This window comes from Pseudoxanthomonas sp. OG2 (genome assembly GCF_014192765.1).
In the GTDB taxonomy this organism is placed as follows: domain Bacteria; phylum Pseudomonadota; class Gammaproteobacteria; order Xanthomonadales; family Xanthomonadaceae; genus Pseudoxanthomonas_A; species Pseudoxanthomonas_A beigongshangi.
Genome location: NZ_JACHYM010000001.1, coordinates 1,031,952 through 1,058,538 on the forward strand (window position 1 = coordinate 1,031,952; position 26,587 = coordinate 1,058,538).

The 26,587-nt window shown below is 69.0% G+C and carries 24 protein-coding genes and 1 pseudogene; 12 read left to right on the forward strand and 13 right to left on the reverse strand.

Going from position 1 to position 26,587, the window contains the following annotated elements; all coding sequences use genetic code 11:
- Nucleotides 1-16 precede the first annotated feature (16 nt).
- A complete protein-coding gene (locus FHW78_RS04860) occupies nucleotides 17-358 on the reverse strand; it encodes a TfoX/Sxy family protein (RefSeq protein WP_183638429.1) in 342 nt (113 codons plus the stop codon).
- A gap of 66 nt (nucleotides 359-424) precedes the next feature.
- On the opposite strand from FHW78_RS04860, the gene FHW78_RS04865 reads away from it, so the two are divergent.
- Entirely contained in the window at nucleotides 425-1,381 is a 957-nt protein-coding gene (locus FHW78_RS04865) for a DMT family transporter (RefSeq protein WP_183638432.1), read from the forward strand.
- A 142-nt stretch (nucleotides 1,382-1,523) separates the two neighbouring features.
- On the opposite strand, the gene FHW78_RS04870 is transcribed toward FHW78_RS04865, so the two are convergent.
- The 5 genes from FHW78_RS04870 to FHW78_RS04890 all read right to left on the reverse strand — a co-directional run bounded on the left by FHW78_RS04870 (nucleotide 1,524) and on the right by FHW78_RS04890 (nucleotide 7,027).
- On the reverse strand, nucleotides 1,524-1,946 hold the full coding sequence (locus FHW78_RS04870) for a universal stress protein (protein WP_183638435.1): 423 nt from the start codon (nucleotides 1,944-1,946) through the stop codon (nucleotides 1,524-1,526).
- 103 nt (nucleotides 1,947-2,049) lie between these two features.
- A complete protein-coding gene (locus FHW78_RS04875) occupies nucleotides 2,050-3,210 on the reverse strand; it encodes an AAA family ATPase (RefSeq protein ID WP_183638438.1) in 1,161 nt (386 codons plus the stop codon).
- Nucleotides 3,211-3,215: 5 nt separating this feature from the next.
- Nucleotides 3,216-3,935: a pseudouridine synthase gene (locus FHW78_RS04880; protein WP_183638442.1), complete on the reverse strand. Its 720-nt coding sequence runs from the start codon at nucleotides 3,933-3,935 to the stop codon at nucleotides 3,216-3,218.
- Nucleotides 3,936-3,974: 39 nt separating this feature from the next.
- Complete coding sequence (locus tag FHW78_RS04885) at nucleotides 3,975-6,365, reverse strand: EAL domain-containing protein (RefSeq protein WP_183638445.1); 2,391 nt, start codon at nucleotides 6,363-6,365, stop codon at nucleotides 3,975-3,977.
- 254 nt (nucleotides 6,366-6,619) lie between these two features.
- The gene (locus FHW78_RS04890; protein ID WP_183638448.1) at nucleotides 6,620-7,027 is read right to left on the reverse strand and encodes an MliC family protein; all 408 of its coding nucleotides are present in this window, start codon (nucleotides 7,025-7,027) and stop codon (nucleotides 6,620-6,622) included.
- A 238-nt stretch (nucleotides 7,028-7,265) separates the two neighbouring features.
- Between FHW78_RS04890 and FHW78_RS04895 the strand changes: the two genes are divergently transcribed.
- The 4 genes from FHW78_RS04895 (at nucleotide 7,266) to FHW78_RS04910 (ending at nucleotide 11,391) form a co-directional block, all read left to right on the forward strand.
- The gene (locus FHW78_RS04895; protein ID WP_183638450.1) at nucleotides 7,266-7,844 is read left to right on the forward strand and encodes a nuclear transport factor 2 family protein; all 579 of its coding nucleotides are present in this window, start codon (nucleotides 7,266-7,268) and stop codon (nucleotides 7,842-7,844) included.
- Between the two features lie 78 nt (nucleotides 7,845-7,922).
- Nucleotides 7,923-9,008, forward strand: coding sequence for a histidine kinase (locus FHW78_RS04900; protein WP_183638452.1), 1,086 nt, complete (start codon nucleotides 7,923-7,925; stop codon nucleotides 9,006-9,008).
- Entirely contained in the window at nucleotides 9,005-9,769 is a 765-nt protein-coding gene (locus tag FHW78_RS04905; protein ID WP_183638455.1) for a LytTR family DNA-binding domain-containing protein, read from the forward strand. The genes FHW78_RS04900 and FHW78_RS04905 overlap by 4 nt, the downstream gene beginning before the upstream one ends.
- Before the next feature lie 323 nt (nucleotides 9,770-10,092).
- Nucleotides 10,093-11,391, forward strand: a complete 1,299-nt coding sequence (locus FHW78_RS04910; protein WP_183638459.1) for an acetamidase/formamidase family protein — start codon at nucleotides 10,093-10,095, stop codon at nucleotides 11,389-11,391.
- 25 nt (nucleotides 11,392-11,416) lie between these two features.
- Here the strand turns inward: FHW78_RS04910 and ligD are convergent, their stop codons facing one another.
- Nucleotides 11,417-14,002 carry a DNA ligase D gene (ligD, locus tag FHW78_RS04915; RefSeq protein WP_183638460.1) on the reverse strand — a complete coding sequence of 862 codons (2,586 nt, stop codon included), beginning with the start codon at nucleotides 14,000-14,002 and terminating at the stop codon, nucleotides 11,417-11,419.
- Nucleotides 14,003-14,066: 64 nt separating this feature from the next.
- On the opposite strand from ligD, the gene FHW78_RS04920 reads away from it, so the two are divergent.
- Nucleotides 14,067-14,267 (forward strand): hypothetical protein, encoded by a 201-nt coding sequence (locus tag FHW78_RS04920; protein WP_183638462.1) that lies wholly within the window; start codon nucleotides 14,067-14,069, stop codon nucleotides 14,265-14,267.
- Between the two features lie 40 nt (nucleotides 14,268-14,307).
- On the opposite strand, the gene FHW78_RS04925 is transcribed toward FHW78_RS04920, so the two are convergent.
- A complete protein-coding gene (locus FHW78_RS04925) occupies nucleotides 14,308-15,222 on the reverse strand; it encodes a Ku protein (RefSeq protein WP_183638464.1) in 915 nt (304 codons plus the stop codon).
- Nucleotides 15,223-15,416: 194 nt separating this feature from the next.
- Between FHW78_RS04925 and FHW78_RS04930 the strand changes: the two genes are divergently transcribed.
- On the forward strand, nucleotides 15,417-15,806 hold the full coding sequence (locus FHW78_RS04930; protein WP_183638466.1) for a hypothetical protein: 390 nt from the start codon (nucleotides 15,417-15,419) through the stop codon (nucleotides 15,804-15,806).
- Between the two features lie 59 nt (nucleotides 15,807-15,865).
- On the opposite strand, the gene FHW78_RS04935 is transcribed toward FHW78_RS04930, so the two are convergent.
- Nucleotides 15,866-17,785, reverse strand: coding sequence for a DEAD/DEAH box helicase (locus tag FHW78_RS04935; protein ID WP_183638469.1), 1,920 nt, complete (start codon nucleotides 17,783-17,785; stop codon nucleotides 15,866-15,868).
- 243 nt (nucleotides 17,786-18,028) lie between these two features.
- On the opposite strand from FHW78_RS04935, the gene FHW78_RS04940 reads away from it, so the two are divergent.
- The 3 genes from FHW78_RS04940 to FHW78_RS04950 are packed head-to-tail and all read left to right on the forward strand — an operon-like array spanning nucleotide 18,029 to nucleotide 19,448.
- Nucleotides 18,029-18,523, forward strand: coding sequence for a sigma-70 family RNA polymerase sigma factor (locus FHW78_RS04940; protein WP_225562528.1), 495 nt, complete (start codon nucleotides 18,029-18,031; stop codon nucleotides 18,521-18,523).
- 6 nt (nucleotides 18,524-18,529) lie between these two features.
- Entirely contained in the window at nucleotides 18,530-19,192 is a 663-nt protein-coding gene (locus tag FHW78_RS04945) for a serine/threonine protein kinase (RefSeq protein ID WP_183638473.1), read from the forward strand.
- Between the two features lie 37 nt (nucleotides 19,193-19,229).
- Nucleotides 19,230-19,448: an RNA-binding S4 domain-containing protein gene (locus tag FHW78_RS04950; RefSeq protein WP_183638476.1), complete on the forward strand. Its 219-nt coding sequence runs from the start codon at nucleotides 19,230-19,232 to the stop codon at nucleotides 19,446-19,448.
- A gap of 42 nt (nucleotides 19,449-19,490) precedes the next feature.
- On the opposite strand, the gene FHW78_RS20145 is transcribed toward FHW78_RS04950, so the two are convergent.
- The 4 genes and pseudogenes from FHW78_RS20145 to FHW78_RS04970 all read right to left on the reverse strand — a co-directional run bounded on the left by FHW78_RS20145 (nucleotide 19,491) and on the right by FHW78_RS04970 (nucleotide 22,444).
- Nucleotides 19,491-19,688: a DUF6500 family protein gene (locus FHW78_RS20145; protein ID WP_203322152.1), complete on the reverse strand. Its 198-nt coding sequence runs from the start codon at nucleotides 19,686-19,688 to the stop codon at nucleotides 19,491-19,493.
- Between the two features lie 86 nt (nucleotides 19,689-19,774).
- Nucleotides 19,775-20,671 (reverse strand): annotated as a pseudogene (locus FHW78_RS04960) (hypothetical protein); the annotation flags it as partial.
- Between the two features lie 377 nt (nucleotides 20,672-21,048).
- Complete coding sequence (locus tag FHW78_RS04965) at nucleotides 21,049-22,149, reverse strand: glycoside hydrolase (RefSeq protein WP_183638482.1); 1,101 nt, start codon at nucleotides 22,147-22,149, stop codon at nucleotides 21,049-21,051.
- A gap of 1 nt (nucleotide 22,150) precedes the next feature.
- Nucleotides 22,151-22,444, reverse strand: a complete 294-nt coding sequence (locus tag FHW78_RS04970) for a MoaD/ThiS family protein (protein ID WP_183638484.1) — start codon at nucleotides 22,442-22,444, stop codon at nucleotides 22,151-22,153.
- Between the two features lie 500 nt (nucleotides 22,445-22,944).
- Here FHW78_RS04970 and FHW78_RS04975 point away from each other — a divergent pair, with 500 nt between their 5' ends.
- The gene (locus tag FHW78_RS04975; RefSeq protein WP_343205533.1) at nucleotides 22,945-25,614 is read left to right on the forward strand and encodes an EAL domain-containing protein; all 2,670 of its coding nucleotides are present in this window, start codon (nucleotides 22,945-22,947) and stop codon (nucleotides 25,612-25,614) included.
- A 74-nt stretch (nucleotides 25,615-25,688) separates the two neighbouring features.
- Nucleotides 25,689-26,324, forward strand: coding sequence for a cation transporter (locus tag FHW78_RS04980; protein ID WP_183638487.1), 636 nt, complete (start codon nucleotides 25,689-25,691; stop codon nucleotides 26,322-26,324).
- The last annotated feature ends 263 nt before the right edge of the window (nucleotides 26,325-26,587 follow it).

The following is a 26,587-nucleotide window of genomic DNA, read 5'->3' on the forward strand; positions in this document are numbered from 1 at the left end:
TCCGCCGGCTGGGGGATCAGCGTCTTCGGGCGGGCCGTCGTCGCGCGGCCTCCAGCGCCCGCTGGGCCCACGGCCGCATCGCCGCCGCCGACTCCAGTGCCTCGGCCGGGGGCGTCCAGTAGCCGGGCACATGGCCGTCCCGAACTGGCCGATAGACGAAAGGTTCGCCGCCGGCGTCGCGGAACGCGTCGACGCTGGCCGGATCGGTCTTCAGATACAGGGTTTCGTCCATGACCAGCCCGAACATGCAGTCGTCCAGGTAGACGCCGAGGCCGCCGAACATCGGCCGCAGCCGCACCGCGCCCAGGCCGGCCAGCAGTTCGCGCAGGTGTTCGGCGAGTTCGTGATGCGCGTGCATGCGGCCTCGTGCGGATCCGGGCGTGGCGGCGTCGCCAGTGCGCGTCGCTTCGGCCACAATACGCGCATGCCGATGACCCCGCACGCCAGAGCGCAACTGCAAATCCACTTCTGCGTGCTGCTGTGGGGCTTCACCGCCATCCTCGGCAAGCTCATCACCTTGCCGGCGCTGCCGCTGGTGTGGTGGCGCATGTTGCTGGTGGTGGTCGCGCTGGCGCTGCTGCCGCGGGTCTGGCGCGGTCTGCGCGCCATGTCGCCGCGATTGATGCTGGCCTACGCCGGTATCGGCGCGCTGGTGGCGCTGCACTGGTTGACCTTCTACGGCGCGATCAAGCTGGCCAATGCCTCGGTGGCGGCAACCTGCATCGCGCTGGCGCCGGCGTTCACTTCGGTGCTGGAACCGTGGCTGGCGCGGCGTCCGTTCTCCGCGCGCGAACTCGCGTTCGGCGTGGCCGTGCTGCCCGGCGTGGCGCTGGTGGTCGGCGGCGTGCCGGACGGCATGCGCCTGGGCGTCGCGGTGGGCGCGGTGTCGGCCCTGTTCGTGGCGCTGTTCGGCTCGCTCAACAAGCGCCTGGTCGAACACGCGGATCCGCTCACCGTCACCGCGCTGGAACTCGGCGCCGGCACCTTGCTGCTGACCGCGCTCGCGCCGCTGATGCCGCTGCTGTTCCCCGCCTTCGCCGGTGATTTGCTGGTGGTGCCCGGCCTGCGCGACGGCGCCTATCTGGTCGCCCTGTCGCTGCTGTGCACGCTGCTGCCATTCGCGCTGTCGCTGGTGGCGCTGCGCCACCTGACCGCCTACGGCGTGCAACTGGTGACGAACCTGGAACCGATCTACGCGATCCTGCTGGCCATCGTGCTGCTGGGCGAACAGCGCGAGCTGACCCCGCTGTTCTATCTGGGCGTGGCGATCATCCTGGCCGCCGTGTTCCTGCATCCGCTGCTGGAACGGCGCAAGGCCACCGGCGTGGTGCATCACCCGGAAGTGCTCGGAACTTCCGAGGCCAAGAACCTGGTGGATTGAGCAGCCGCCTTTGCGTTCGATAGCGCCCTTTTTCAAGGGGGGCGGTCACCTGCGAAGCAGGTGACCGGGAATTTGCTTTTTCGGGTCACTCGCCCGGAAGGATCATTCAGACACGCCAGCAAGGCGCAGGCCGAACGAACCCTCAGCGCACCACCATCACCGGCACCGGGCTGGTGGCGATGACCTTGCTGGCGACGGAGCCGAGCAGCAGGCTCTTCAGGGTGCCGCGACCGTGGCTGCCCATCAGGATCAGATCGGCGCGATCGGCCTTGGCCAGCCGCACCAGGGTCTCGGCCACCGGCCCCACCGCGCGGTGTTCGGTGAACGGCAGGCGATTGCGCTTCATCGCCGCGCGCACCTTGCGCAGCACCGCCGCGGCGGTGTCGGCGTAATAGGCTTCCGAGCCATCCACGCCCAGTTCCTTGGCCACCGCCTTGGGCAGCGGCAGGTTGACATAGACCAGGGCGATCGACGGCGGCGCCGACAGTTGCTTGGCCAACTGCGCGGCATGCTTGACGACCTGCAGCGCGGTCTCGCTTTCATCGACGGCCAACAGAATCTTCATCGCGCGGCTCCTTGGGAAAGATGCCGGTGGGATCCCGGCCCATCCAAGTTATCGGGTCCGCGCCGGCGCGACCTTGATCGCGATCAAGCGGCGCTGCATGTATTCAGCGCTCGGGCCAGTGCCAGGCCGGCCGGTCCAGCAGGCCCTGCCCCGCCACGCCGGTCTGGCCCAGCGCCTTTTCAAGCTGGACCGTGTGGCAGTCCTCGTGTTCCTCCAGCGCGGCGATCAGCCGCGAAGCGTGCGACACCACCCACACCTGACCACGTTGCGCCGCCTGCGCGATCAGCCGCGCCAGCGCCGGCAGCAGGTCCGGATGCAGGCTGGTCTCCGGCTCGTTGAGCACCATCAGCGGCGGCGGGCGCGGCGTGTGCAGGGCCGCGATCCACAGCAGGTAACGCAGGGTGCCGTCGGACAGTTCGGCCGCCGACAGCGGCCGCAGCAGGCCGTGCTGGGCGAACACCAGCTGGAACCGTCCGTCGCGGACGTCCACCTCCACCTGCGCGCCGGGAAAGGCATCCTCGACCGCCGCATCCAGCGCCGCGCGATCGCCGATCTCGCGGATGGTCTGCCAGGCCGCCGCCAGATCGTGGCCGTCGTGGCTCAGTACCGGCGTGCGGGTGCCCAACTGCGGCAGCCGCGCCGGCGCTTCGGCGTCGGTGCGGAAATGATCGTAGAAGCGCCAGCCGCGAATCCGCTCGCGCAGGTCCAGCACTTCCGGCGCGCTGACCGGATCGGCGATCTGGGTGAACAGGCTTTCGAACGTGGTCAGGTGTTCGGCCACGACCCGCCATCCACGCCCTTCGCGGATCCGCGCCATCGGCCCGCGACGATCCACCAGCGCGTTGGCCTCGCGCAGGAACGGCCCGCTCCAGATCACCTCGCGCTTGATTTCCGGATCCAGCGCGAACGCCGACATCGACGGAACCGGCAGTCCCAGATCGATGGCATAGCCGAAGTCCTCGCCGGCGAATCCCAGCCGCAGCGCCACCGGCGCCTGCCGCGGTCCACCCTGCACCGGCACCTCGCCGCGGCGCATGCCGGCACTGAACTGTTCCGGCCCCGCCCACAGCACTGACGGCAGGCCGCCTTCCCGCGCCAGCGCGCGCACCACCCCGCCCTGCGCGGTCTCGGCCAGCAGGCGCAGCGCGCGATATAGATTGGACTTGCCGCTGCCGTTGGCGCCGGTGATCAGGTTGAGCCGCGCCAGCGGCATCTCCAGTTCGCGCAGCGAACGGTAGTTGCCGATGGCCAGCGTGCGCAGCACGGCGGCTACCAGTCCTGGTGCTGCGGCAACAATCCGCGCAATTCGGCGTCGGTCAGGTTGCGCCACTGGCCGGGCTTGAGCGCGCCCAGCTTGAGGTTGTCGATGCGCACGCGGCGCAACTGGGTGACCCGGTAGCCGAACTCGGCCGACATCAGCCGGATCTGCCGGTTCAAGCCCTGGGTGAGGATGATGCGGAAGCCGAACTTGGCGATCCGGCTGGTCCGGCACGGCAGGGTCATCTGCCCGTGGATGCGCACGCCGCGCGCCATCCCGCGCAGGAACTCGTCGGTGACCGGCTTGTTCACCGCCACCAGGTATTCCTTCTCGTGGCGATTCTCCGCGCGCAGGATCTGGTTGACGATGTCGCCGTTGCTGGTCATCAGGATCAGCCCTTCGGAATCCTTGTCCAGGCGGCCGATCGGGAAGATGCGCTGCTCGTGGCCGACGAAGTCCACGATATTCCCCTTCACCGACCCCTCGGTGGTGCAGGTGACGCCGACCGGCTTGTTCAGCGCGATGTAGACATGCCTGCGCTTGCCGGCCTTCACCGTGCGCGCCTTCAGCGGCTGGCCGTCCACCCGGACCTCGTCGTCCTCGCCGACCACCGCGCCCACGCCCGCGGGCTGGCCATTGACGGTGACGCGGCGCTCGGCGATCAGGCGGTCGGCCTCGCGGCGGGAACAGAAGCCGGTTTCGGCGATGTGCTTGTTGAGGCGGGTGTTCATGCGCGAATTATCGACGATTCCCGGCCCGGCCACAGCGGTTCAGCCGGACATCGCCCCGATCGGATCCGGCCGGGTCGCCTTCCACTCGCGGATCAGTCCCGCCAACGGCATCGGCGCGTGGATGGCGTAGCCCTGGGCGTAGTCGATGCCCACTTCCGCCAGCCGCACCATCGCCGCCTCGTTCTCCACCCATTCGGCGATGGTGCGCTTGCCCAGCGCCCGGCCGACCTGCGCCATCGAGCGGACCAGGGCGAGATCGACGTTGTCCCGGCCCAGGTCGCGGATGAAGGCGCCGTCGATCTTCAGGATGTCCACGTCCAGGCTCTTGAGATAGGCGAACGAGGACAAGCCGCTGCCGAAGTCGTCCAGGGCGATGCGGCAACCGCGCGCGCGCATGGCCTCGATGAACAGGCAGGCATCGGTGAGGTTGCCGATCACCGCGGTCTCGGTGATCTCGAAGCACAGCTTGTTGGCCACGCCGGGATGGCGATCCAGTTGCTCGGCGGCGAACTGGCGGAACAGCGGATCGGCGATGGACTGCGCCGACACGTTGACGTGGCACAGATCCAGGCTGAGCAGGTGGCGGGTGTCGCGGCTGATCAGCTCCAGGGTGGAGGCCAGCACGTGGCGATCCAGCATCATCGCCTGGCCGTAGCGCTCCAGCGGCGGCAGGAAATAGCCCGGGCCGTGGATGCGGCCCTCGTGATCGATCATCCGCACCAGTACTTCGTACTGCAGCCGTTCCTCGCCGCGCAGCGGCTTGATCCGCTGGGCGTACAGCAGCAGGCGGTCCTCGGCGATGGCCAGCTGGATGTGCGCCACCCAGTCCAGTTCGGTCTGCCTGCGCGCGAACGCCTCGTCGGTCTCGCGATAGCAGCGGATGCGGTTGCGGCCTTCCTCCTTGGCCAGGTAGCAGGCGGTGTCGGCCGCGCGCAGCAACCAGTCGGCGTCGCTGGTATCCGGATTGATCTCGACCACGCCGATGCTGCAGCCCAGGCCGAACTTGCGATCGTTCCAGTGGAAGGCCGACTGGGCCAGGCGGGCGTGGATGCGCTGCGCCACCCGTTCGGCATCCTCCAGGGTCGCGTGCGCCAGGAAAATCGCGAACTCGTCGCCGCCCAGCCGTCCCACCCAGTCCTCGCCGCGCAGCTGCGAGGCCAGCGCGTGCGCGAACTGGCGCAGGAAGCGATCGCCGGCGGCGTGGCCGCAGGTGTCGTTGACCAGCTTGAGCTGATCCAGATCGACGAAGCACAGCGCATGCCGGGCCGGCTGGCGCTGCACCGCCAGGGTGATCTGGCCCAGCCGGCGCTCGATCTCGCGCCGGTTGATCAGGCCGGTGAGATCGTCGTGGCTGGCCTGGTGGGCAATCTCGCTGGCCAGCTCGCGCGCTTCGGACACGTCCTCCACCACCGCGAAGATGCGCTCGCCCTCGCGGTCGCCGCCGGTGATGACCGAGGCACTCCAGCGCACCCAGCGGCTGCTGCCGTCGCTGCGGCGCAAGCGGCGTTCGCCCGGTTCGAGCATCCGCGCCCAGTCGGGATGGCCGTCGGCATCGACATGCAGATCCTCGGCATGCAGCAGATCCTGCAAATGGCCGCGCCGCAATTCCTCCAGCGGCCGCGCCAGAATCTGCGCCAGCACCTCGTTGGCCTGGGTGATGCGGCCCTCGCGATCCAGCTTGAGCATGCCGACCGCGGCCTGGTGGAAAGCCGCGCGGAACTCGGTCTCGGTGCGGCGGATCCGGCGCAGGGTGTGGCGCATGACCGCCAGCGCATACGCCGCCAGCGCGAAGAAGGCGAGCACCGCCAGCGCGGTCAGCGCGCCGCGCAGGAAGCGCGCGCCGTCCACCAGCGACTGCGAGAACGCGAGCTCGGCCACGCGCAGGCGCGCATCCATCGCCAGCAGGGTGCGCTGGTGGTGGCGGATTTCGGCAGCGCCGATGTGGCCGGCGCGGCGGCGGCGCTCGATGTCGTCGGCCAGCGCCTGCAGGTGCAGGATGTCCACTTCCGCCTGCTTCCACAGGCGCACGGATTCACGGAAATACGGCGCGCGCGCGAACAGCCGGTACATCCGGATCAGGCGGTCGATGTCGGCCGGCGCGTTGCCGCCCTCGAGGAATCCCCGCCGCGCGGCGGGAATATCGATCGGCCGCCGATCCAGCGCCTCGCGGCCGGCGCGATCGCCCAGCGGCACCCGCAGCGCCTCGCGGACCCGGGCCAGATCCGCCGGATCGCCGTGCGCCGCATAGCGGTACAACGCGGACACCGCGGTCTGCTGGGCCTTGGACCAGTGGCTTTCGCCGACGATATAGGCGGTGGCCCCGGCCTGGATCTCCAGCACCGTCGCGGTCAGCAGCGCACCCAGCGCGGCGAACAGGATGATCGCCGCCACCCGTGCGGGCAGGCCCTTGCCACCGTCGTCCCTGACCATCTCGTGACTCGCGCGCGAACGCCCCTTCACCACATCGCTTCCCCTACGATGCCCGTCCCGACCTTACGTGCCACGATCACGACACGCAAGCTCGCCCCCGGCCATGCCACCTCGCCTGCGCCACGGATCCGGGATCCGCCGGCGCCGTCCCCTGGCGACGGCGGTATGGTCGCCATGACATCGGCGTCCGGAGCCAGGACTTTAACCGTGCCGCCACCGCCGGGGAGGATCGCGCCGCCCATCGAGGGTGCCGCTCATCGGAACGCCGGCGGCGGCCGGGTGCAGCGACGGTCCGCCTGCCCCTGCAGGCTCAGCAGCGCCTCGCCTTCGCTGACCACCCAGAACAGGTTGCCGGCCCCGTCGGCGTAGCGCGCGCCCGCGCCCGACGGCCGGCGCGGCAGTTCCAGCACGCGTCCATTGAACGAGATATCGACCCTTTCCTCGCCGTCGAAGTTGGCGGTGACCTGCCAGTCCCCGCATTGGTACAGGTAGGTGGTGATGGCGTCCGCGTCGGCCGGCGGCTGCGCCCGCGTCGTCACCGGCGGCACAGGTGTTGCCGGCGCTTCCGCATGCACCGCCTGCCGCGCCTCCCGGTCCTGCCCGCAACCGGCAAGTGCCAGGGCGATGGCGAGCAGGGCCGGCGGCATGATGCCCGTATGCATCGCGACCTCCTGGAGGATGCCCGACGCAGGAGCGTATGCGCGCCGCGTTCGCGCGGAGTGAAGGCGGGCGAGAGGGTATATGCAACGGCCGGACCACGCGCCGGCCCGCACGCGGATGTGTCCGCCTCACCGTTCGGCGCAACGGCCTACCCGTTGGCCGCATACCGCCCGCCAGACCCTGACGTTCCCGTGCGCCTGCCCGTGTAATGGCGCTTCCCTCCCTTGCACGGAACCACCCATGATCCCGCAACGCACCCGCCTGGCCTGCCTGCTGTCGCTGGCCGTCTTGGCCACGCCTTTTGCCGCCGGCGCGCAGGCGGCCCCGGCGTCGGCTTCCACCGCCGGATCCTCCTCCATGTCCGCACCGATGTCCGCCGCCGACAAGGCCGCGATCGAGCAAGTGGTCGAACGCTTCCGCACCGCCATCATCGCCAAGGACAAGCCAGGTTTCCTGGCCCTGTTCCTGCCCGGAACCGTGGCGTGGGAAAGCGCGATCGGCGACGAAAGCCTGCGGCGCCTGCGCGGCAAGCGGCCGGAGACGCAGAAGGTCAAGCCAGACCCGCAGCACAATCCGGTGTCCTTCATCGACGGCATCGTCACCGAACCCCAGTCGACCGAGGAGAAGTTCCGCAACCTGCGCATCGACGGCGATGCCGATGTCGCCTCGGTGGTGTTCGACTACTCCTTCCACGAGGGTGGGCGCGAAACCAACAGCGGCGTGGAGGCGTGGCATCTGGTGCGCACCGAACAGGGCTGGCGGATCGTGTCGGTGATCTGGTCGATGAACCTGCCGCCGAAGCCGGCGACCGCCGGCTGATGCCGTCGCGGGGCGCGGCGATGGCATCATGGCGCCGCCCGCCTCCGCCCCCCTTTCGCCATGGCAGTCGCCGAGCCCATGACCATCCGCCCTTCCGCCGAACCGCCTTTCTGGCTGCCATTGCTGGCCGGCCTGCCAATCGGCCTGTGCCTGGTGGTGATGGCGCTGCCGGCGCTGGGCCACGGCCACGCCACCGCCTATCGGACGCTGTACCTGCTGGCGTTCCTGGCCTGGCTGCCGCCGCTGGCGGCGCTGCAACGCGGACTGTGGCGACGGCGCCTGCCGATCCCCCTGACCGCCGGCATCCTGTTGCTGGCGACCTACGCGATGTCGGTGTTCAACAACCTGCTCGGCGATCTGATGGCCTTGTCCGCCGGCTGGTCGCGCGCGGACGAATTCCGTTTCGCGGGCCTGTTCAACGGACTGGAGAGCTGCTGGCTGGCGCTAATCGCGTTCTGCGCGATGCACGCCGTCATCGCCTACTACGTGGAGCTCAAGCACGAGAAGCAGCAGCGCGAGCAGGCGCATCTGCTGGCGCGCGACGCGGAACTGCGCGCGTTGCGCTACCAGTTGCATCCGCACTTCCTGTTCAACACCCTCAACGCCATCTCCACCCTGGTCGCCGAGGAACGCGGCCACGACGCGCGCCGCATGATCAGCCAGCTGGCCGGGTTCCTGCGTGCCAGCCTGGAAGGCGGCGGCCAGCACGAAGTCAGCGTGGCCGAGGAAATCGCCTTGACCGATGCCTATCTGGACATCGAGAAGGCGCGCCTCGGCGAACGCCTCCAGCTGGCCTGGCGCATCGACGCCGAACTGCTGCACGCGGCCATGCCGTACCTGCTGCTGCAACCGCTGGTCGAGAACGCGATCCGGCACGGCATCGCGCCACGCGCGACGCCGGGACGGCTCGACATCCGGATCAGCCGCCACGCCGAGCGCCTGCTGCTGCAACTGGACAACGACATGGACGCCGCCATCGCGCCGACCGCGCCACGCGATGCCGCGGTCGGATTGCGCAACGTCGCCGAGCGGCTGGCGCGGCTGTATCCCGACGATCACCATTTCCACGCCGGCCCGCGGCCCGACGGCCACGGCTACCGGGTCAGCCTCGATTTGCCATTCCGCGTGGCCATCACCGCGCCGCAGGCGCAGGCCGCCGCATGATGCGGGTGGCCGTGGTCGACGACGAACCGCTGGCGCGGCGCGGGGTGATCGCGCGGCTCGCCGCGCATCCGGACATCGTGCTGGCCGGCGAGTACGCCGATGGCCGGCAGGCGCTGGAAGGACTGGGCCGGGAGCCGGTGGACGTGGTGTTCGTCGACGTGCAGATGCCCACCCTGGACGGCCTGTCGATGCTGGCGGCGCTGCCCGCCGGCCGCCAGCCGCTGAGCATCCTGCTGACCGCGCATGATCGCTTCGCCCTGCGCGCATTCGAACTCAGGGCCATCGACTACCTGCTCAAGCCGATCGACGACGAACGTTTTGCCGAAGCACTCGCGCGCGCGCGCCAGCTGCATCACTGGCGCATGTCGGGCGCCGACACGACCGGCGCGGAAGAAGCCGCGCCGGATGCCGACCACACACCGCCGCCGGCACGCCGCTTTTCGGTGCGGGTCGGCCGGCGCCTGACCTTCGTCGAGGTCGACGAAGTGGAATGGATCCAGGCCGACGGCGATTACGCCGTGCTGCACGCGCGCGGCCAGCGCCACCTGCTGCGCGAGTCCCTGCAACGGTTGGCCACGCGGCTGGATCCGCTGCGGTTCCTGCGCGTGCACCGTTCGGCCATCGTGCGCGTCGACTGCGTGAGCGAACTGCAGGCGCTGCCCAATCGCGACGCCCTGCTGCGCCTGCGCGACGGTACCCCGCTGCGTGCCAGCCGCACCTACATCGACGCCTTGCTGGCGCATCTCCAGCCTGCGGGCTGAGGACCTGCACAGGCCGATGCGTTCGACGGTGCCGCCGCGCAGCGAGTGAGGAGCGTTTCCGCTTCGCGCAAGAAGCAAATCCCCCGTCACCTGCTTCGCAGGTGCCCGCCCCCTTTTTAAAGGGGGCTCACTCTCCGGACTCCACGGTGGCGGAAGCACTCGCATTCCGGCTGTGCCTCCCCCTTTGAAAAGGGGGATTGAGGGGGATTTTCTCCAGGTGCCAGGCACGACAGGCATCCCCCTGCAACAGGAATCCAAACCGACCCGCAACGATCCCGCGCCCTCGCCGCATCTCCTCCGGAAGATTCCCTCGGAGCCCGCGCATGTTCGCCCGCCTCGTCCTGCTGTGCTGCTGCCTGTGCTGGTTTCCCGCCAGCGCCACCGAACCCGAACGCTGGCGGGTGGTGATCGATCTGTGGGGCAATCCGGTCTATCAAACGCTGGAACTGACCCGCGTGGGCGCCCGGCTGGACGGCTCGCTGGACGGCGACCCGCTGACCGGCAGTCTCCAGGACAATCGGTTGCGGCTGACCGCCATCGCCGGCGACCGGCGCTACCACCTGAGCGGCATGCAGACCGGCGACAGGCTGGCGGGAACGGCGGACTTCCCCGATCCCAACCAGCCCGGGCGCCGCGCCGAACATGCCTTCACCGCGACCCGCCTGCCAGCGCGGCCCGCGACCGCGCGCATCCTCGATTTCGTACCCACGGACTATGCCAACGAATTCAGCGCGCATCGTGCGCCGGTGTTGCTGCTCTGGCCCGGCGACACGGTGCGCACGCGCACGCTCGATTCCGGCGGCGTGGACGAACATGGCGTCACCCGCGCGCTGTTCGGCAATCCGCAGGTGGGTCCCTTCTATGTCGATGGCGCCGAACCCGGCGACGTCCTCGCCGTCACCCTGCACCGCCTGCGTCCCAACCGCGATCACGCCGACAGCCTCGACGCATTGGTGGGACGCGCGCAGGGACTGGCGCTTGCGGCGCAGGCGAACGGGCTAGGCAAGCCGGTACGCTGGCGGCTGGATCGCGAGCGCGGTTTCGCCCACCCGCCGGCGGACGGTGGCCTGGAAGGGCTGTCGATTCCATTGCGGCCGATGCTCGGCGGTATCGCGGTGGCGCCCGGTTTCGGTTTTCCACCCATGTCGGCCGGCGACAGCGGCCGCTTCGGCGGCAACATGGACTTCAACCAGATCGTCGAGGGCACGACCGTCTACCTGCCGGTCGCGCAACCCGGCGCGCTGCTCTACCTGGGCGATGCCCACGCCGCGCAGGGCGACGGCGAGACCTCGCAGTACGGCCTGGAAACCTCGATGGACGTGGAATTCAGCGTGGCCGTCATCAAGAAGCGGGCGCTGGCCACGCCACGGGTCGAATCGGCCACCCGGCTGATGGCGATCGGCCAAGCTGGTTCGCTGGACGAAGCGGTGCGCGCCGCCACCCAGGGCCTGATCCAGTGGTTGCAGCAGGATTACCGGCTCGGCCTGTCCGAGGCGAGCCAGTTGCTGGGCGCGGCGGTCGAATACCGGATCATCACCTTGGCCGGCCGCAACGCGGGCGTGGCGGCGATGCTGGACAAGGCCAGCCTGGCCACGCTGCGCGCGTCGCCCAGGGGCGAGTGAAAAAATCGCGGCACGGTCGCCGCGTTCAATCGCCGCGCGTCAGTCCCGCCAGGTTCTGGCGAATCCGTTCGATGCCGGCCCAGGGGTGCTGCTTGAGCCGGCGCAACCGCGCCGGCGCCGAATCGATATCGAAGGCGTTGCCGCCCTTCACCCGTCCCAGTTCTTCCCAGCGCAACGGCATCGCCACCGGCGCGCCCGGGCGCGCGCGCAACGAAAACGACGCCACGCTGGTGGCCCCGCGCCCGTTGCGCAGGTAGTCGATGAAGATGCGCCCCTTGCGCAACCGCTTGCTGGAAGTGGCGACGTACTTCAGCGGCTCCATCCGCGCCATCGATTCGGCGAAGGCGTGCGCGAACGGCTTGACCTGATCCCAGCCGCAGGCCGGTCTCAGCGGCACCACCACGTGCAGCCCCTTGCCGCCGGACGTGCGTACGAACGACTGCAGGCCCGCTTCCTCCAGCAGGCCGCGCATCTGTCGCGCGGCGGCCACGATTTCAGCCCACGATACGTCGGCGCCGGGATCGAGATCGAACACCACCCGATCCGCGCGATCCGGATCGTCCGCGTGCGCGCCCCACGGATGGAACTCCAGCGCGTTGAACTGGACCAGTTCGCGCACCGCCCGCGCGTCACGCGCCACCAGGTAATCCTCGGTCTGTCCGCTCTCCTCCTCGACCGGCACGCTGTCCACGTACTGCATGCCGGCGGCCAGATGCTTCTGGAAGAAGCACGGCCGCGTCGACCCCTGCGGACAGCGGATGATCGACAGCGGCCGTCCGCTGATTTCCGGCAACAGCCACGCCATCACCGTGTCGTAGTAATCGGCCACGTCCTGCTTGGTCTTGCCGGTGTCCGGATAGACCACCCGGCCCGGATGGGTCAGTTCGATGCCGTCGTCCGCGGCCGATGCGCGCCGGGTACCCCGCTTGCCCGTCGTGCCGGTCTTCCCACCCGCCGTCTTGCCGTTCGCCTTGTCCGCCATGTCCGCCTTCCGGTCCGATGAGCGCAGATCCGCCGCGGTCTTGTCCGGCCGCAGCCCCTTCAGCGATGGCTGCCGCAGCAATCCCTGGTTGCCGACACCGCGATAGAACACTTCCACCACCACTTCCGGCGGGAACCAGCGCGCGCCGCGCAGATCGGTGTCCAGCCCTTCGGGGATGTCGACGGTGGGCGTGGCGCGTGCACGCCGGCCCAGCCTTTCCCCGAGTTCGGCCAGGGTGGCCTGGCTGAAGCCGGTACCCACCCGTCCGGCGAAGCGCCAACCGCCGCGGCCGTCGGGCCGGGCCAGCAGCAGCGAGCCGAAGCCGGCGCGGCTGCCCTTCGGCGGGGTCATGCCCGCAACCGCGAATTCGTCGCTCTCCTGGCGCTTGCTCTTGCGCCAGTCGTCGCCACGCCCGGCCCGATACGGAGCGTCCGCACGCTTGGAGATGATGCCTTCCAGGTGGCGTTCGGCCGCCGCGGCGAACGCCAGATCGCCGTGTCCCTGCACATGCGGGCTGTAGGCGATGGGCGGCCTGGCCTTTTTCAGCACGGTTTCGAGCAGGTGCTTGCGATCGACCTGCGCGACGCGGCGGGTGTCCACGCCCTCCAGATGAAGCAGATCGAACAGCACGTACGACAGCGGTGCGTTCTTCTCGCCGGAGAGCGTGGCCTGCAGCACGCTGAAGTCGGCCTGGGTACCGGCGCCGGCGATCAGTTCGCCGTCCAGCGCGGCTTCCTGCAATCCCAGCTGCGCCAGCGCATCGACGATCTCGGGCACCTTCGCGGTCCACTCCAGCGCATTGCGCGACCAGATCCGCACCTGTCCCGCGCGAATGACCGTCAACAGGCGATAGCCATCCCACTTGGCCTCGTGCAGCCAGTCATCGCCCATCGGCGGCGCGCTGCCCAGCATCGCCAACTGGGGTTTGAACGGTCCATCCACCAGGCGCGCGCGGCGCGCGCCGGCAAGCGCCAGCGCGCGCTTGCGCCGCTGTTCGATGGTGCGCGGGGAAACACGCGCGCGTGTTCCGGTGGCGGCCTTGCGCGACGCCGTCTTGCGCGCTTTCACGCCTGGCTTCACCACCCGCCCCCGGCGCGTACCCGCGGTAGGTGCCGCCACGTCGTCCAGCATGTCGTCGGCCTCACCGGGTGCCGCGTAGTCGTCCTCGTCCTTGAACAGCAGCCACTGCGGTCTGGCCGAGGCGCGTCCGGTGCGCACCAGGTGCCAACCGCCCTTGAGCTTGTCGCCGAACAGTTCGAAGCGCAGGTGACCCTTCGCCAGCTGCGCCTCGGGATCGCCGCGGGTGGCCCATAGCCCGCGATCGAACAAGGCGACGTGGCCCGCACCATATTCGCCTTCCGGAATCTCACCCTGGAAGTCCGCATAGGCAATCGGATGATCCTCCACCTCTGCCGCCAGCCGCTTGACCTGCGGATCCAGGCTCGGCCCCTTCGGCACCGCCCAGCTCTTGAGCGCGTCACCGACCTGCAGGCGGAAGTCGTAGTGGCGATGGCTGGCATGGTGCAACTGGACCACGAAAATCGGCCGCGCCGCGCGTCCGGTACGCCCCGGGGCCGGCTCGCGGGTGCGCCCGAAGTGCCGCTTGCGCTGGTACTCCACCAGACTCATCGGTGAACCTGATCATCACACGGGGTCCACTATGGTCGGGATTCCGTCAACGGGATGTATGAAGATGACTCCACTGGACAAGCCCCTGCGCCGTGAGTTGCTCCTCAACGATGTCGCCTACACCCTGGTGATCGATCCGGTCGGATTGAAGCTGACCGAAAAGGGCCGCCGGCGCGGCGTCGAACTGCGCTGGACCGAACTGGTGTCCGGCGACGCCGGCCTGGCCGCCGCGTTGCAGGCATCGGTGGAAGACGAACGCGGCTGACCGCCGCGCGGCGCCCCGGCGTGCCGCGCATCCGGGACGATCAACGCTTGCGCGTGGCCGCCTTCTTCGTCGCGCGCTTGCCGGCGGCCTTGGTCGCCGTCTTGCGTGCGCGCTTGCGCGCGGGAGCCTTCTTCGCCGCCGATTTCTTCGCCGGGGTGCGTTTCTTTTCCGCCAGGCTTTTCTGCAGCAACGCCATGAAGTCCACCACGTTGGTGGTGGCCTCTTCCTCGCGCTCCGGCTCCTCGACGCGCGCCGTCGCGCCCTTGGACTTGATCCGCTTGCGGATGATCGCCTGCAGGCGTGCGCGGAATTCGTCATGGTAGGCGTCGGGTGACCAGTCGCCGGCCATCGATTCCACCAGTTGCCGAGCCATTTCCTCTTCCTTGGCCGAAATGCGGTAGGACGAGGCGCTGCCGGAGGGCAGCTTGTAGTCGTCCGGATCCACCAGTTCCTGCGGATAGCGCAGCAGCATCAGCACCAGCGCGTCGCCCAGCGGCATCACCGCGGACAGGTATTCGCGGGTGCGGATGACGACCCGGGCCACGCCGATCCGGCCGGTCGATTCCAGCGTGCGGCGCAGCAGCACGTAGCCCTTCTCGGCCTTCTTGCCGGGCACCAGCACGTAGGGCTTCTCGAAGTAGCGCGGATCAATCGCGTCGCGCTCGATGAAGGCCTCCACCTCCACCGTCTCGTGGCTCTCCGGCGCGGCGGCGCGGATGTCCTCCTCTTCCACCACCACGTAGTTGCCCTTGTCGTACTCGTAGGCCTTGACGATGTCCTTCCACGGCACTTCCTCGCCGGTCTCGGCGTTCACCCGCTCGAACCGGATCGGCTTGCGGTCGCGCGAGTCCAGCATGCGGAAGTGCAGATCGACCTTGCGCTCGCCGGACATCAGCGAGACCGGTACGTTCAACAGGCCGAAGGAAAGCGTGCCTGTCCAGATGGGGCGTGCCATGGCGCGTCCTCGCGGGCGATTGTCGCTTTCCTTGTTAGTGCCTGCGCGATGATGGGCAAGTGAACGAAAGCCCTCCCTGGAGCGCCGCAGAAGCGTGACGGACGTCAAGACTTAATGCTTTCTCCATGCGTTGTTTACATTCGTGACGAGCGCGACGGCCATGATGGGCGCTCCCGTCAGAAAGGAGGACATGCATGGGCAGCATCCATCGGTATCCCCCGCGGCAGGCCGTCCCCGGCAAGTGCGAGGTGGTGGACGTGAAGGCCGAACTGGAAGAATGGCGCGAAGGGATTCCCTCATCCGGGTTCTACCAGCCGGGGACCTCGTTCAGCCGCTACGAACCCAGCCTGATGTTCGCGTACGACAGCTACCTGCAATACCACCAGGTGCCGCTGGAGGGATTGCTGCATACGCTGGAACAACGCTACGAGGAACGCTTCGATCACTTCGAGCGGCTGGACTGGCACCACATGGAAAACCTGCTGCGCGAAGTCTGGCAGCGCATGGGCGCCCCGCTTGGCGATGACGGACAGGCGCGCACGGCCGGCATGCGCCCGCTTCCGCTGCGCCAGCCCTACGGCTGATCCGCCTTACGATTGACCAGCCGTGCGTTGATGAACACCCGCGCCGTCCGCCGCGACGCTCAGTCGCGGCGCGGCGCCGGCTTTCCCTTGCGGTGCGGCTTCGGCGCACCGTCGCGCGCCTTCTTGGCGAAACCACCGCCCAGCTTGCCCGGCGGGCGTCCTTCCGGACGCTGCTGGCGGCGCGGCGGCGCGTGGCCGCTGTCCTCGCCCACGCGATGGATGCGCAACTGCTGGCCGGACACCCACACCTTCTTCAGGTGCGACAGGATCTCCGACGGCATGCCTTCGGGCAGGTCCAGCACCGAATGGTCGTCGTGGATGTCGATACGGCCGATGTAGCGCGCTTCCAGGCCCGCCTCGTTGGCGATCGCGCCGACGATGTTCGCCGGCTTGACGCCGTGCATGTGACCCACCTCGATGCGGAAGGTTTCCATGCCGACCTCGGGTTCGGCGCGCGGCGGCTTGTCGAAGCGCGGACGCTCGATGCGCGGCGCGGCCGCCTCGTCATGCGCGCGCTCGTGCGTGTGTTCGTGATGTTCGCGACGGGCCGGCCGCTCGCTGCGTTCGGCGCGTTCCGGACGCGGTTCGCGCACCGGTCGTTCCTCGCGCACGGGACGTTCGCCGCGCACGCGCGCGTCGCGCCGCTGTTCCGGCGGCAGCAACAGCGGCGTGTCGCCCTGCAGCAGGCGCGCCAGGGCGGCGGCGATGTCCACCGCCGGCACGTTGTGCTCCTGCTCGTAGGCTTCGACCAGGCTGCGGAACTCGCCGGTGTCGCCGGCGGCCAGGGTGTCGGTGATGCGGCTGAGGAACTTCTGCACCCGGCGATCGTTGACCGCCTCGACGCTGGGCAACTGCATTTCCTGGATCGGCTGGCGGGTGGCGCGCTCGATGGCGCGCAGCATGCCCTTCTCGCGCGGGGTGACGAACAGGATCGCATCGCCACTGCGGCCCGCGCGGCCGGTGCGGCCGATGCGGTGCACGTAGCTTTCGGTGTCGTACGGAATGTCGTAGTTCAGCACGTGGCTGATGCGCTCCACGTCCAGGCCGCGCGCGGCCACGTCGGTGGCCACGAGCACGTCCAGCTTGCCATCCTTCAACTGCTGGATGGTCTTCTCGCGCTGCGCCTGCTGCATGTCGCCGTTGATGGCGGCGGCGGCCAGGCCGCGCGCCTGCAACTTGCCTGCCAGTTCCTCGGTCGCCGCCTTGGTGCGGGCGAAGATGATCATGCCGTCGAACGGCTCGGCTTCCAGGATTCGAGTCAGCGCATCGAGCTTGTGCAGGCCGCTGACGAACCAGTAGCGCTGGCGGATGTTGGCCGAGGTGGTGGTCTTGGCCGCGATGGTGACCTCGACCGGATCCTTCAGGTAGGTCTGGGCGATGCGCCGGATCGCCGGCGGCATGGTCGCCGAGAACAGCGCGACCTGGCGCGATTCCGGGGTCTTCTTCAGTACCGTCTCGACGTCATCGATGAAGCCCATGCGCAGCATTTCATCGGCTTCGTCCAGCACCAGCGTGGTCAGGCCGGACAGATCCAGCGAGCCGCGCTCCAGGTGATCGATCACCCGCCCGGGGGTGCCCACCACCACATGCACGCCGCGCTTGAGCGCCTGCAGCTGCGGGTAGTAGCTCTGGCCGCCGTAGATCGGCAGGACGTGGAAACCGGGCATCTTCGCCGCGTAGCGCTGGAACGCCTCGGCGACCTGGATCGCCAGTTCGCGGGTCGGCGCCAGCACCAGCGCCTGCGGCTTGTCGGCCGCCAGGTTGATGGAGGACAGCAGCGGCAGCGCGAAGGCCGCGGTCTTGCCGGTGCCGGTCTGGGCCTGGCCCAGCACGTCGCGGCCGGCCAGCACCGCCGGGATGGTGGCGGCCTGGATGGGGGATGGGGTTTCGTAGCCCACTTCGGTGACCGCGGCCATGACCGGCGCGGACAGGCCGAGATCGGCGAAAACGAGCGAAGAAGGGGAAGATTCGGGGGACATGGAGGACTCCGGGGCGTCGCGGAGTGCGCACGCAAGCAGCGTATTGTGCGCTTTCAGGCCCCCTCCTGTCCTGTCGGCCTGTGGGTCGCCCCGCCTCGCCGTTCAGGCAAATCCTTGATTTGGCGGGGATTCTGGCCGATTTGGCCCCCTCAGGCGGCACTCCGTGATTTTTTCCCCGCCGCCGCGAATCACCCTTCCGACACGCACAATCGGCACGGGCGGGAAATGGAACACGTGGCAGACATGGCGGAACACGCGCGGCAGGGGTTCGCGGAACAGCTGGAACGGCACCGGGGCATCGTCTTCAAGGTGGCCGGCACCTATTGCCGCAACCCCGACGACCGCGCCGAGCTGGCGCAGGAAATCGCCAGCCAGCTCTGGCAGGCCTATCCACGTTTCGATCCGGCGCGTCCGTTCTCCACCTGGATGTACCGGATCGCGTTGAATGTCGCGATCTCGTTCGTGCGCGACAACAGCCGACGCCACCGCCACGCGGTGCCGCTGGACGATCAGTTGCACGACATCGCCGATCCGCACGCGGCAGATCCGCAGGCCGAGCAGCAGGTGCGCGCCCTGCATCGCTTCATCCACGCGCAGGCGCCACTCGATCGCGCGCTCCTGCTGCTGTACCTGGAGGACCGCGGCTATCGCGACATCAGCGAGATCCTGGGCATCAGCGAAACCAATGTCGCCACCAAGATCAGCCGGCTCAAGCAACGCATCCGCAACGAACTCTGACCCCACATGGACACGCTCATGGAAACCGATGAACTGAAGGCCGCCTGGCAGGCGCTGGAGCGCCGCATGACCCGGCAGGATCAACTCAGCCTGCACCTGTTCCGCGAAGGGCGGCTGGAAAAGGCGCGCAGCAGCCTGCGTCCGCTGTTCTGGGGACAGCTCATCCAGATCGTGTTCGGCGTGGCGATGATCGTGCTGGGGGTGGCCTGCTGGACCCCGCACCGCGACCTGCCGGTGCTGCTGGTATCCGGCATCCTCGTGCACGCCTACGGGGTGGCGACCACCGCGATGGCCGGACTGACGCTCGGCCTGATCGGCCTGATCGACTATTCCGCGCCGGTGCTGACCATCCAGCGCCACCTGGCCCGGCTGCGGCGCTTCTACATCTGCAACGGCATGATCGCCGGCCTGTCCTGGTGGCTGCTGTGGCTGCCCTTCGTCATCGCCCTGGGCGCCGTGGTCGGCGGCAACCTGACCCCGGCCGCGCCCGGCATGCTGGTGGTGTGCCTGGCGATCGGCATCCCCGGCCTGATCGCCTCCGCCTGGATCCATCGCTGGCGCCGCCGGCGCGCCGGTTCGGATGCCTGCTTCGAGGACGCCCTGGGCGGCAGCAGCATCCAGCGCAGCCAGCGCGTGCTGGACGAACTGGCCCGCTTCGAACGCGAGTGAGGCGCGGGCCGGCCGGGATTGCGATTAAACTGCCGCGATGCAGATGCTCGATTTCGAACTCGACGGCGAATACGTCGAACTCAACCAGTTGCTCAAGCTGATCGGCTTGGTCGACAGCGGCGGCGCGGGCAAGGCGCTGGTCGCTTCCGGCGCGGTGCGGGTGGACGGTGCGGTCGAACTGCGCAAGACCTGCAAGATCCGGGATGGGCAGGTCGTTGCGCTCGACGACATCGAGATCCACGTCCGCGCGAGCTGACCGGATGACGCGGCGAGCCAAACGACCGCCCCGGCCTGCTGCTCAGTCCCTTGGCGAATCCATCGCCGCGACCATCGCCCGGATCTTCACCGCTTTCTCGAAGTGATCCAGCCGATGCGTGCGTATCCACCACTCCGCGGCTTCCATGAGCCGCTCGGGATCATCGTTGCGATTGGCGAAGAAAGCGTAGAACGACAGACCCACCTCCGGCCCCTTCTGCGCGATCTTCCGATCGCACACTTCGATGATTTTCCGCCGAAGCTCAATCCTCACGCCGTTTCCCTGTCCTGAACACCGCGCCCCTACAGCACGCCGGAAGCGTCGCGGTCGAATTCGGCCATCGGGCTTTCCATCGGGCAGGTGCCGTCGGGGAAACCGAAGCTCTTGCGCAGCTCCAGACCGCAGGTATTGATGTCTTCCAGCGCGGTCTCGGTCTGCCCGCACTGGCGATCGAAGGCCAGCATGAAGTCGTCCTTGCGGCGCACGAATTCCTCGCCGCACTTGCGGGTCAGCTGGATGCGATCCAGATCGTCCTGCGCCGCGTTGGTGCCCTGCAAGCCATATTCTTCCAGCTCGGTGGCGGTCAGCAGGCGCAGCTTGCGGTTGGGCACGGTCATCATCAGATCCGCCACCGTCACCGCCGCGCCGTTGCGCTCCAGGTAATCCTTCAACTGGCCGTAGACCTGGCGCAGTTCCTCGGCCAGCTCGGCGCGCGAGTTGGCACCGGAATTTATCCGCATCATCCGATGGATGCCGACCTTGCCGGCAATCACCCGGTTGTCGCCGGCGGCGAGGATAAGCAGGCAGGAGCTGTGGCAGATCGCGCCGTCGCGTACCCACAGCGTCCAGTGCGAGGCGCCGATGATGTCGCCGGCGCGAATGCCGTCCTCGACCCGGCCACCGCTGGAATCGATGTCCAGCACGCGCTTCTCGATCGCCAGCCGGTTGGCGACGTTGGACATGCGTTCCATCAGCGAGGTGAATTCGGCGTTGATCTTTCCCGTGTAGCGCACCCGCATCACCCCGGCGGCCTGGCATGGCTTGACCGCATCGAGCAGGCTCTGGAAGTCGAGCTTGTCCAGCGCCACGCCGTCACCGTGCTCCGCGTAGTCGAGTTCGCAGCTGACCCAGGTGACCCCGGCGGTCAGCGGCGCCTCCGGCCAGTCGGTGGTGCGTGCCAGATCGATCTTGCGCGGCGCCGGCTTGACCGGGCCGGCGCTGATGGCGCCGTTGTCCTCGCTGCTGGCGGTGGTCTCGGTACGCGGTTTCTCCGGTGCCGGCGGCGCGGGGGGCTCGGCCCGGCATCCGGCCAGCAGGACGGCGCACAGCACACACCAGGACAACAGGGACACGGGACGCATGGGCACGGAAGGCGGCGGGACGTGGGAAAGAGCCGCTAGTCTAGGGCCCGGAGTGCGCCGGGGGCCGAATCGGTGGTGAATGCGGCCTCGACCGGTTCAGCTCGCGAGTCCCGCGGCATCTGCGACAGTCCCCACAGGTCAACCGCCCACGTCACGCGACGCAGGCAGGGAACGCGCAGCGCATCGGCATCTCGATCGACATGCCGATCGCTCCCGGCAGACGGTGGGTGGCCGCGATCTCAGGCGAAGGTCACCGCGTGGACCGGTGGCAGCCGGGCCGGCAGTGCCCGCCAATGCTCGCCCTGATCATCGCTGGTCCAGAAACCGCCGGTGGTGGAACCGAACGCCAGCCGATCACCACTGGCGTCGACGGCCAGGCCGTGCCGGTAGACCAGATCGTAGGACTGCTCCGCCGGCAGTCCGGTGCGCAGGGTCTGGAAGCTGCGCCCGCCGTCGCGGGTGCGGGCGACCACCAGTCGCGCGTCCACCGGATAGCGCTTCTCGTCCTTCACCGCCGGCACGAACCACGCGGTATCCGCATCGCGCGGATGCACCGCCACCGCGAAGCCGAACACCGAGGGCGGCACGTCGGTGATCTCTTGCCAGTCGCCGCCGTCGGCGGTGCTGCGGAACACGCCATTGTGGTGCTGGGCCCAGAACACCTCCGGCGTGGCGCGCGCCTGCACCAGCCGGTGCACGTCCTGGATGTTGGGATCGCCCTGCTGCCCTTCCGGCATGTAGCGCGCGATCATGCCCTGCGCGGTCTGGCTCCAGTTGTCGCCACCGTCGTCGCTGCGCCACACGCCACCGCTGGAGATCGCCACCCGCAGGCGGCGCGGATCGCGCGGATCCACGCAGATGGAATGGATGCCCGGATGATCGTATCCGCCGCCGAACCACTGGCCGCGTTCGGGGCGATCCCACAAGCCACGCACGAGTTGCCAGTTGCGTCCGTGATCGTCGGAGCGGAACAGGCCGCCGGGAATGGTGCCCGCCCACAGCCGGCCCGGTTCGTCCGGCCCGCCCGCTTCCAGTGACCAGATCAGGCGCAGCGCCGCCGGTTGCGCCGGCTTGCCGTCGCCAGGCACCACCTGGTCGCCTTCGCCATAGGCCGGTACGCCCACCTCTTCCCATTGCCGGCCCTGATCGGTGGAACGATGCAGCTTGGCGCCGAAGTGGCCGAGATCCAGCGCGGCGTACCAGCTGCCGTCGCGCGGGTCGGCCAGCGCCAGCGCCACGTTGTCGCCGAGGAAGGCGGTATCGGCGATTCGCCAGCCGCCGTTGTCGCGCGCGAGCACGAACAATCCCTTGCGTGAAGACACCAGCAATCGATCCGACATGTCAGCCTCCCGACAGCGCCTGCATCACGTAGAGTTCGGCATCGTCGCCGACGGCCTGGCCGAGATCGCGCTTGTCGCGCAGGCACTGGCCATCGACGAATACCGCGACGTGGTGGCGCACCGCGCCGTGCTCGTCGAGCACGTAGCCACGCAGCGTGGGATGCAGGTCGAACACGGCCTGCAGCAGTTCACCCACGCTGGCGCCGGCCAGCTGCATGCACAGCTCGCCGCCGGAACGTGCTTCGGCTTGCGGCAGCCAGCGCGTCAGCGCCGGCGCCAGCACCACCCTGGCCATCACGGGGTCCTTGCCACCCAGACAGCCACGGAGGATAGCGCCCCGCCTGCGGCGCCGCATGGCGCAACGCCGCGAGGAGGCGTCGGGTCCGCTTGCAGCGACGCGGCGATTGTCGCGGCCGGCTTCGCCGGTGGCGCCCGCGCGGACCGCGCGGTGTGCGATCTTCCCCGTAGCTGACGACGCGAATGCCAGGCGCAGGATTCAGTTTCGCCGCACCGCAGCAGCACCCGCGACCGCTTTCCCCGCTTCCCGCTTCAATGGACCCGGCAACCCCATCCACCAGCCCGCGATCCGCTCAAGAAGCGGTCGCGCGGGTCGATACCGGACACCAGACGTGCCCGTTGAGGAGACCCCATGGGGCCCAGCCAATCGGCCTGCCATCGGGGAATCCGGCGGTCCGGGGTCGACAGCCACATTCCTCCGTTCCACACTGCGTCCGCGCGTGCGCGCACGGATCGGTGCGCGGGAGTGCGCGCCCTTCCGATGGACAGGTGGATTCCGTGATCGATACGTCACCCCATCCGTCGTCGGCGACGGCGGTGCATTCGCACGCGGAGCATGCACGGCCGGGCACCGGCGCGTGGCGCTGGGCGCTGGCCGTGCTGCTGGCCGGGCTGGCCTTCACGTTCTGGCTGGCGCTGAGCGAATGGCGCGACCTGAACGAGCGCACCGATGCACAACGTCGCGGCCTGGCCCAGGTGGCCACGCGACAGTTGCGTGCGCCGCTGCAGACCGTGGCCTCGGAACTGCGCGCGATGCAGACCGTGTTCCTGGCCAACGACCGGATGGACCAGATCCGTTTCACCCAGGTCACCGAAAACCTGCAGCGCCAGCGTATCGGTCCGGCGCGGGTGGCCACCGCGTTCGCGACCCGGATCGACGGCGTCGCCGGCGGGCCATCGGCTTATCGCTACCAGTTCATCACCCCACTCCGCGGCAACGAGGTGCTGCTGGGCCTGAACATCGCCAGCCAGCGCGAGAACCTGCTGGCGCTGGAACGCGCGCGCGACAGCAACAGCGTGGTGCTGTCCGCCCCGTTCGTGCTGCGCCAGACGGTGCCCGGCAGCCACCAGCGGCTCGGCGTGACCGTGCGCCTGCCGGTCTATTCCGACGGTCCGGAACCGCTCGACGTGACCGCGCGGCGCGCGCGCGAGATAGGTGCGCTCGCGGTCAGCCTGCGGCTGGATCCGCTGGTCAATGACGCGTTGCAGGGCCCGGTGCTGGACACCTTCCGGGTCAGCGTCCGCGATCTGGACGCCACCGACATCGGGCCGTTCTACGAATCCGGCACCCGCGCCGAGCAGGACGCCCGGCTGTACCGGCAACTACTGGAATTCGGCGGGCGTCGCTGGGAATTGCGCATGTGGCCGCGCCCGGCCGTGCTGGACAGCGAACGCCTGCGGGTCATCCTCACCGCCGGTCCGGTGATCAGCCTGCTGCTGGCGGCGTTGCTGTGGTCGCTGGCCACCACCCGCCAGCGCGCGATCACGCTCGGTCACGAGATGAGCGCGCTCTATCGCCAGAGCGAGGCGCAGTTCCGCGCGCTCAACGAACTGCTGCCGGCGCTGGTCCTGCTGTCCGACGGTGACGGTCGCATCCTGTATGCCAACCAGGCCGCGCGGCAGCGGCTGGGCGATGTAGTCTCGGCCGGCGTGCCGCTCACCGCGCTGTTCGCCGATCCGGCCTTCCGCGAACGCGTGCGCCAGCCCGCCCGCACCGGCGACTACTGGGGCAACGTGGAGGCGCTGCTGATCGGCCTGGGCGGGGAATTCTGGGCCAATGCGTCCATCGCCCGGGTCGAGATGGAGGACGAGCCCCGCCTGCTGGTGGTCGCCACCGACATCTCCGAGCAGCGCGAACTGACCGAACGGCTCAGTTACCAGGCCACCCACGATGCGCTGACCGAACTGTGCAACCGGCGCGAGTTCGAACGGCGGATCGAACAGGCCCTGGCCGATCGCCGTCGCGGCGGCCGCTCCTGTGCGCTGCTGTACATCGACCTGGATCAATTCAAGCTGATCAACGACGTGTCCGGCCATACCGCCGGCGATCAGCTGCTGGCGCAACTGGCGCTGGCGATGCGGATGCAGTTGCGCGGCGATGATCTGCTGGCGCGGCTGGGTGGCGACGAGTTCGGCCTGCTCGCGTTCGACGTCGACACGGCCAGCGCGCGCACCCTGGCCGAGCGGCTGCGCACCGGCATCGAATCGCAGATGTTCGTCTGGCAGGAACGCACCTACACGGTCAGTGCCAGCATCGGCGTGGTGGTGGTGGACCAGGACAATCCCACCCTGAAGGATCTGCTGTCCTGGGCCGACACCGCCTGCTACGTGGCCAAGGAAAACGGCCGCAACCGCATCCACGTCTACAGCGACGACGACGAGGCCACCCGGCGCTACGGCGAGATGGAGTGGGCCAACCGCCTGCGCTGGGCGATGGAGGAACAGCGCCTGTTGCTGGACTACCAGGAAATCGTGCCGCTGGACGGCCGCCGCGAGGACGGCGCGCGGGTGGAACTGCTGCTGCGCCTGCGCGACGAGGACGGCCGCATCGTCCTGCCGGGCGCGTTCCTGCCGGCAGCCGAGCGCTACGGCCTGATGCCGATGGTGGATCGCTGGGTGATCCGCGCCGCGCTGACCCACTTCGGCCAGTTGCATGCCGATGGTCGCCCCTTGCAGCAGTGCGCGATCAACCTGTCCGGCGCCAGCATCGAGGACGAGGACCTGGCGGACTTCATCCTGGCGCTGATCGCCGAGCACCGGGTGCCGCCGTCGCGGCTGTGCTTCGAGATCACCGAGACCGTGGCGGTGCGCAACCTGCTGAAGGTGGTGCAGGTGATCGAGCGGCTGCGCAAGGCGGGCTGCCGGATCGCGCTGGACGACTTCGGTGCCGGCATGTCCTCCTTCGGCTACCTCAAGAACCTGCCGGTGGACGTGATCAAGATCGACGGCAGTTTCATCCGCGATCTGGAAACCGACGCGATGAGCCGCACCATCGTCAGCGCCATCGCCCAGATCGGCCATCAGCGTGGGCTGAGCGTGGTCGCCGAATGGGTCGGCAATGCCGGAATGATCGCCACCCTGACCGGACTGGGCGTGGATTTCGGCCAGGGCATGGCGCTGCACCGGCCCGAGCGGGTGCTGTTCCAGCGCCACCGGCAGGCGGCCTGATTCCATCGTTCCGGCTCTGAGGGCGCTAGAATCGACGCGTCGCTCTTCATGCGTCTTTTCACGAGCTGTCCGACATGTCCGATTCCTGCTGTGGCTGCGGCAAGACCATCGACGTCGCCGCGCTGGAAGCGCGCCAGCGGCGGGTGCTGTCGATCGTGCTGGCGATCAACCTCGCCACCTTCCTGATGATGATCGCGGCGGCGCTGTACAGCCGCTCCACCTCGCTGCTGTCGGGCAGCCTGGACAACCTGGGCGACGCCGCCACCTACGCGTTGAGCCTGATGGTGGTGGGCGCCAGCGCGCGCGCCAAGGCGCAGGTCGCGCTGTTCAAGGGCCTGCTGATACTCGCCGCCGCGGTCGCGGTGGCCGCGCAGATCGGCTGGCGGCTGGCGCACCCGACGGTGCCGCTGTTCGAGACCATCGGTGTGGTCGGCCTGCTCAACCTGGGCGCCAACCTGATCTGCCTGCGCCTGCTGACGCCCTACCGTTCCGGCGACGTCAACCTGGCCTCGGCCTGGGAATGCTCGCGCAACGATGTTTACGAAGGACTGGCGGTGCTGGTCGCCGCCGCGGGCGTGTGGCTGTTCGGCGCCGGCTGGCCCGACCTGCTGGTCGGCGCGGCGCTGTTGCTGCTGTTCCTGCGTTCGGCCTGGCGGGTGCTGTCCGGCGCCTGGGCGGCCTGGCGCGAGACCGCGCCCAGGCATGCCTGAACCTGCCGGCTTCGGGCACGTCCCGCCGAGCAAGCTCGGCGCGAAAGGCAACGTCCGCCCCTGAACCCACGCGTAGAGCGGAGCTTGCTCCGCTGCCCTGCATGGCCGGCGGCTTCGAACACGCCCCGCCGAGCAAGCTCGGCGCTACAGGCAACGTCCGCCCCTGAACCCACGCGTAGAGCGGAGCTTGCTCCGCTGCCCTGCATGGCCGGCGGCTTCGGACACGCCCCGCCGAGCAAGCTCGGCGCTACGGGAGGCAATCG

Bases quoted from the DNA above. Each gene is read 5' to 3' on its own strand.
- FHW78_RS04950 (WP_183638476.1), top strand. From the start codon at position 19,230: ATGCAGATGCTCGATTTCGAACTCGACGGCGAATACGTCGAACTCAAC.
- FHW78_RS04900 (WP_183638452.1), top strand. From the start codon at position 7,923: ATGACCATCCGCCCTTCCGCCGAACCGCCTTTCTGGCTGCCATTGCTG.
- FHW78_RS04945 (WP_183638473.1), top strand. From the start codon at position 18,530: ATGGACACGCTCATGGAAACCGATGAACTGAAGGCCGCCTGGCAGGCG.
- FHW78_RS04865 (WP_183638432.1), top strand. From the start codon at position 425: ATGCCGATGACCCCGCACGCCAGAGCGCAACTGCAAATCCACTTCTGC.
- FHW78_RS04920 (WP_183638462.1), top strand. From the start codon at position 14,067: ATGACTCCACTGGACAAGCCCCTGCGCCGTGAGTTGCTCCTCAACGAT.
- FHW78_RS04890 (WP_183638448.1), bottom strand. From the start codon at position 7,027: ATGCATACGGGCATCATGCCGCCGGCCCTGCTCGCCATCGCCCTGGCA.
- FHW78_RS04935 (WP_183638469.1), bottom strand. From the start codon at position 17,785: ATGTCCCCCGAATCTTCCCCTTCTTCGCTCGTTTTCGCCGATCTCGGC.
- FHW78_RS04895 (WP_183638450.1), top strand. From the start codon at position 7,266: ATGATCCCGCAACGCACCCGCCTGGCCTGCCTGCTGTCGCTGGCCGTC.
- FHW78_RS04885 (WP_183638445.1), bottom strand. From the start codon at position 6,365: ATGGTCAGGGACGACGGTGGCAAGGGCCTGCCCGCACGGGTGGCGGCG.
- FHW78_RS04860 (WP_183638429.1), bottom strand. From the start codon at position 358: ATGCACGCGCATCACGAACTCGCCGAACACCTGCGCGAACTGCTGGCC.
- FHW78_RS04970 (WP_183638484.1), bottom strand. From the start codon at position 22,444: ATGGCCAGGGTGGTGCTGGCGCCGGCGCTGACGCGCTGGCTGCCGCAA.
- FHW78_RS04980 (WP_183638487.1), top strand. From the start codon at position 25,689: ATGTCCGATTCCTGCTGTGGCTGCGGCAAGACCATCGACGTCGCCGCG.
- FHW78_RS04880 (WP_183638442.1), bottom strand. From the start codon at position 3,935: ATGAACACCCGCCTCAACAAGCACATCGCCGAAACCGGCTTCTGTTCC.
- FHW78_RS04905 (WP_183638455.1), top strand. From the start codon at position 9,005: ATGATGCGGGTGGCCGTGGTCGACGACGAACCGCTGGCGCGGCGCGGG.
- FHW78_RS04965 (WP_183638482.1), bottom strand. From the start codon at position 22,149: ATGTCGGATCGATTGCTGGTGTCTTCACGCAAGGGATTGTTCGTGCTC.
- FHW78_RS04930 (WP_183638466.1), top strand. From the start codon at position 15,417: ATGGGCAGCATCCATCGGTATCCCCCGCGGCAGGCCGTCCCCGGCAAG.
- ligD (WP_183638460.1), bottom strand. From the start codon at position 14,002: ATGAGTCTGGTGGAGTACCAGCGCAAGCGGCACTTCGGGCGCACCCGC.
- FHW78_RS04940 (WP_225562528.1), top strand. From the start codon at position 18,029: ATGGCGGAACACGCGCGGCAGGGGTTCGCGGAACAGCTGGAACGGCAC.
- FHW78_RS04925 (WP_183638464.1), bottom strand. From the start codon at position 15,222: ATGGCACGCCCCATCTGGACAGGCACGCTTTCCTTCGGCCTGTTGAAC.
- FHW78_RS04910 (WP_183638459.1), top strand. From the start codon at position 10,093: ATGTTCGCCCGCCTCGTCCTGCTGTGCTGCTGCCTGTGCTGGTTTCCC.
- FHW78_RS04870 (WP_183638435.1), bottom strand. From the start codon at position 1,946: ATGAAGATTCTGTTGGCCGTCGATGAAAGCGAGACCGCGCTGCAGGTC.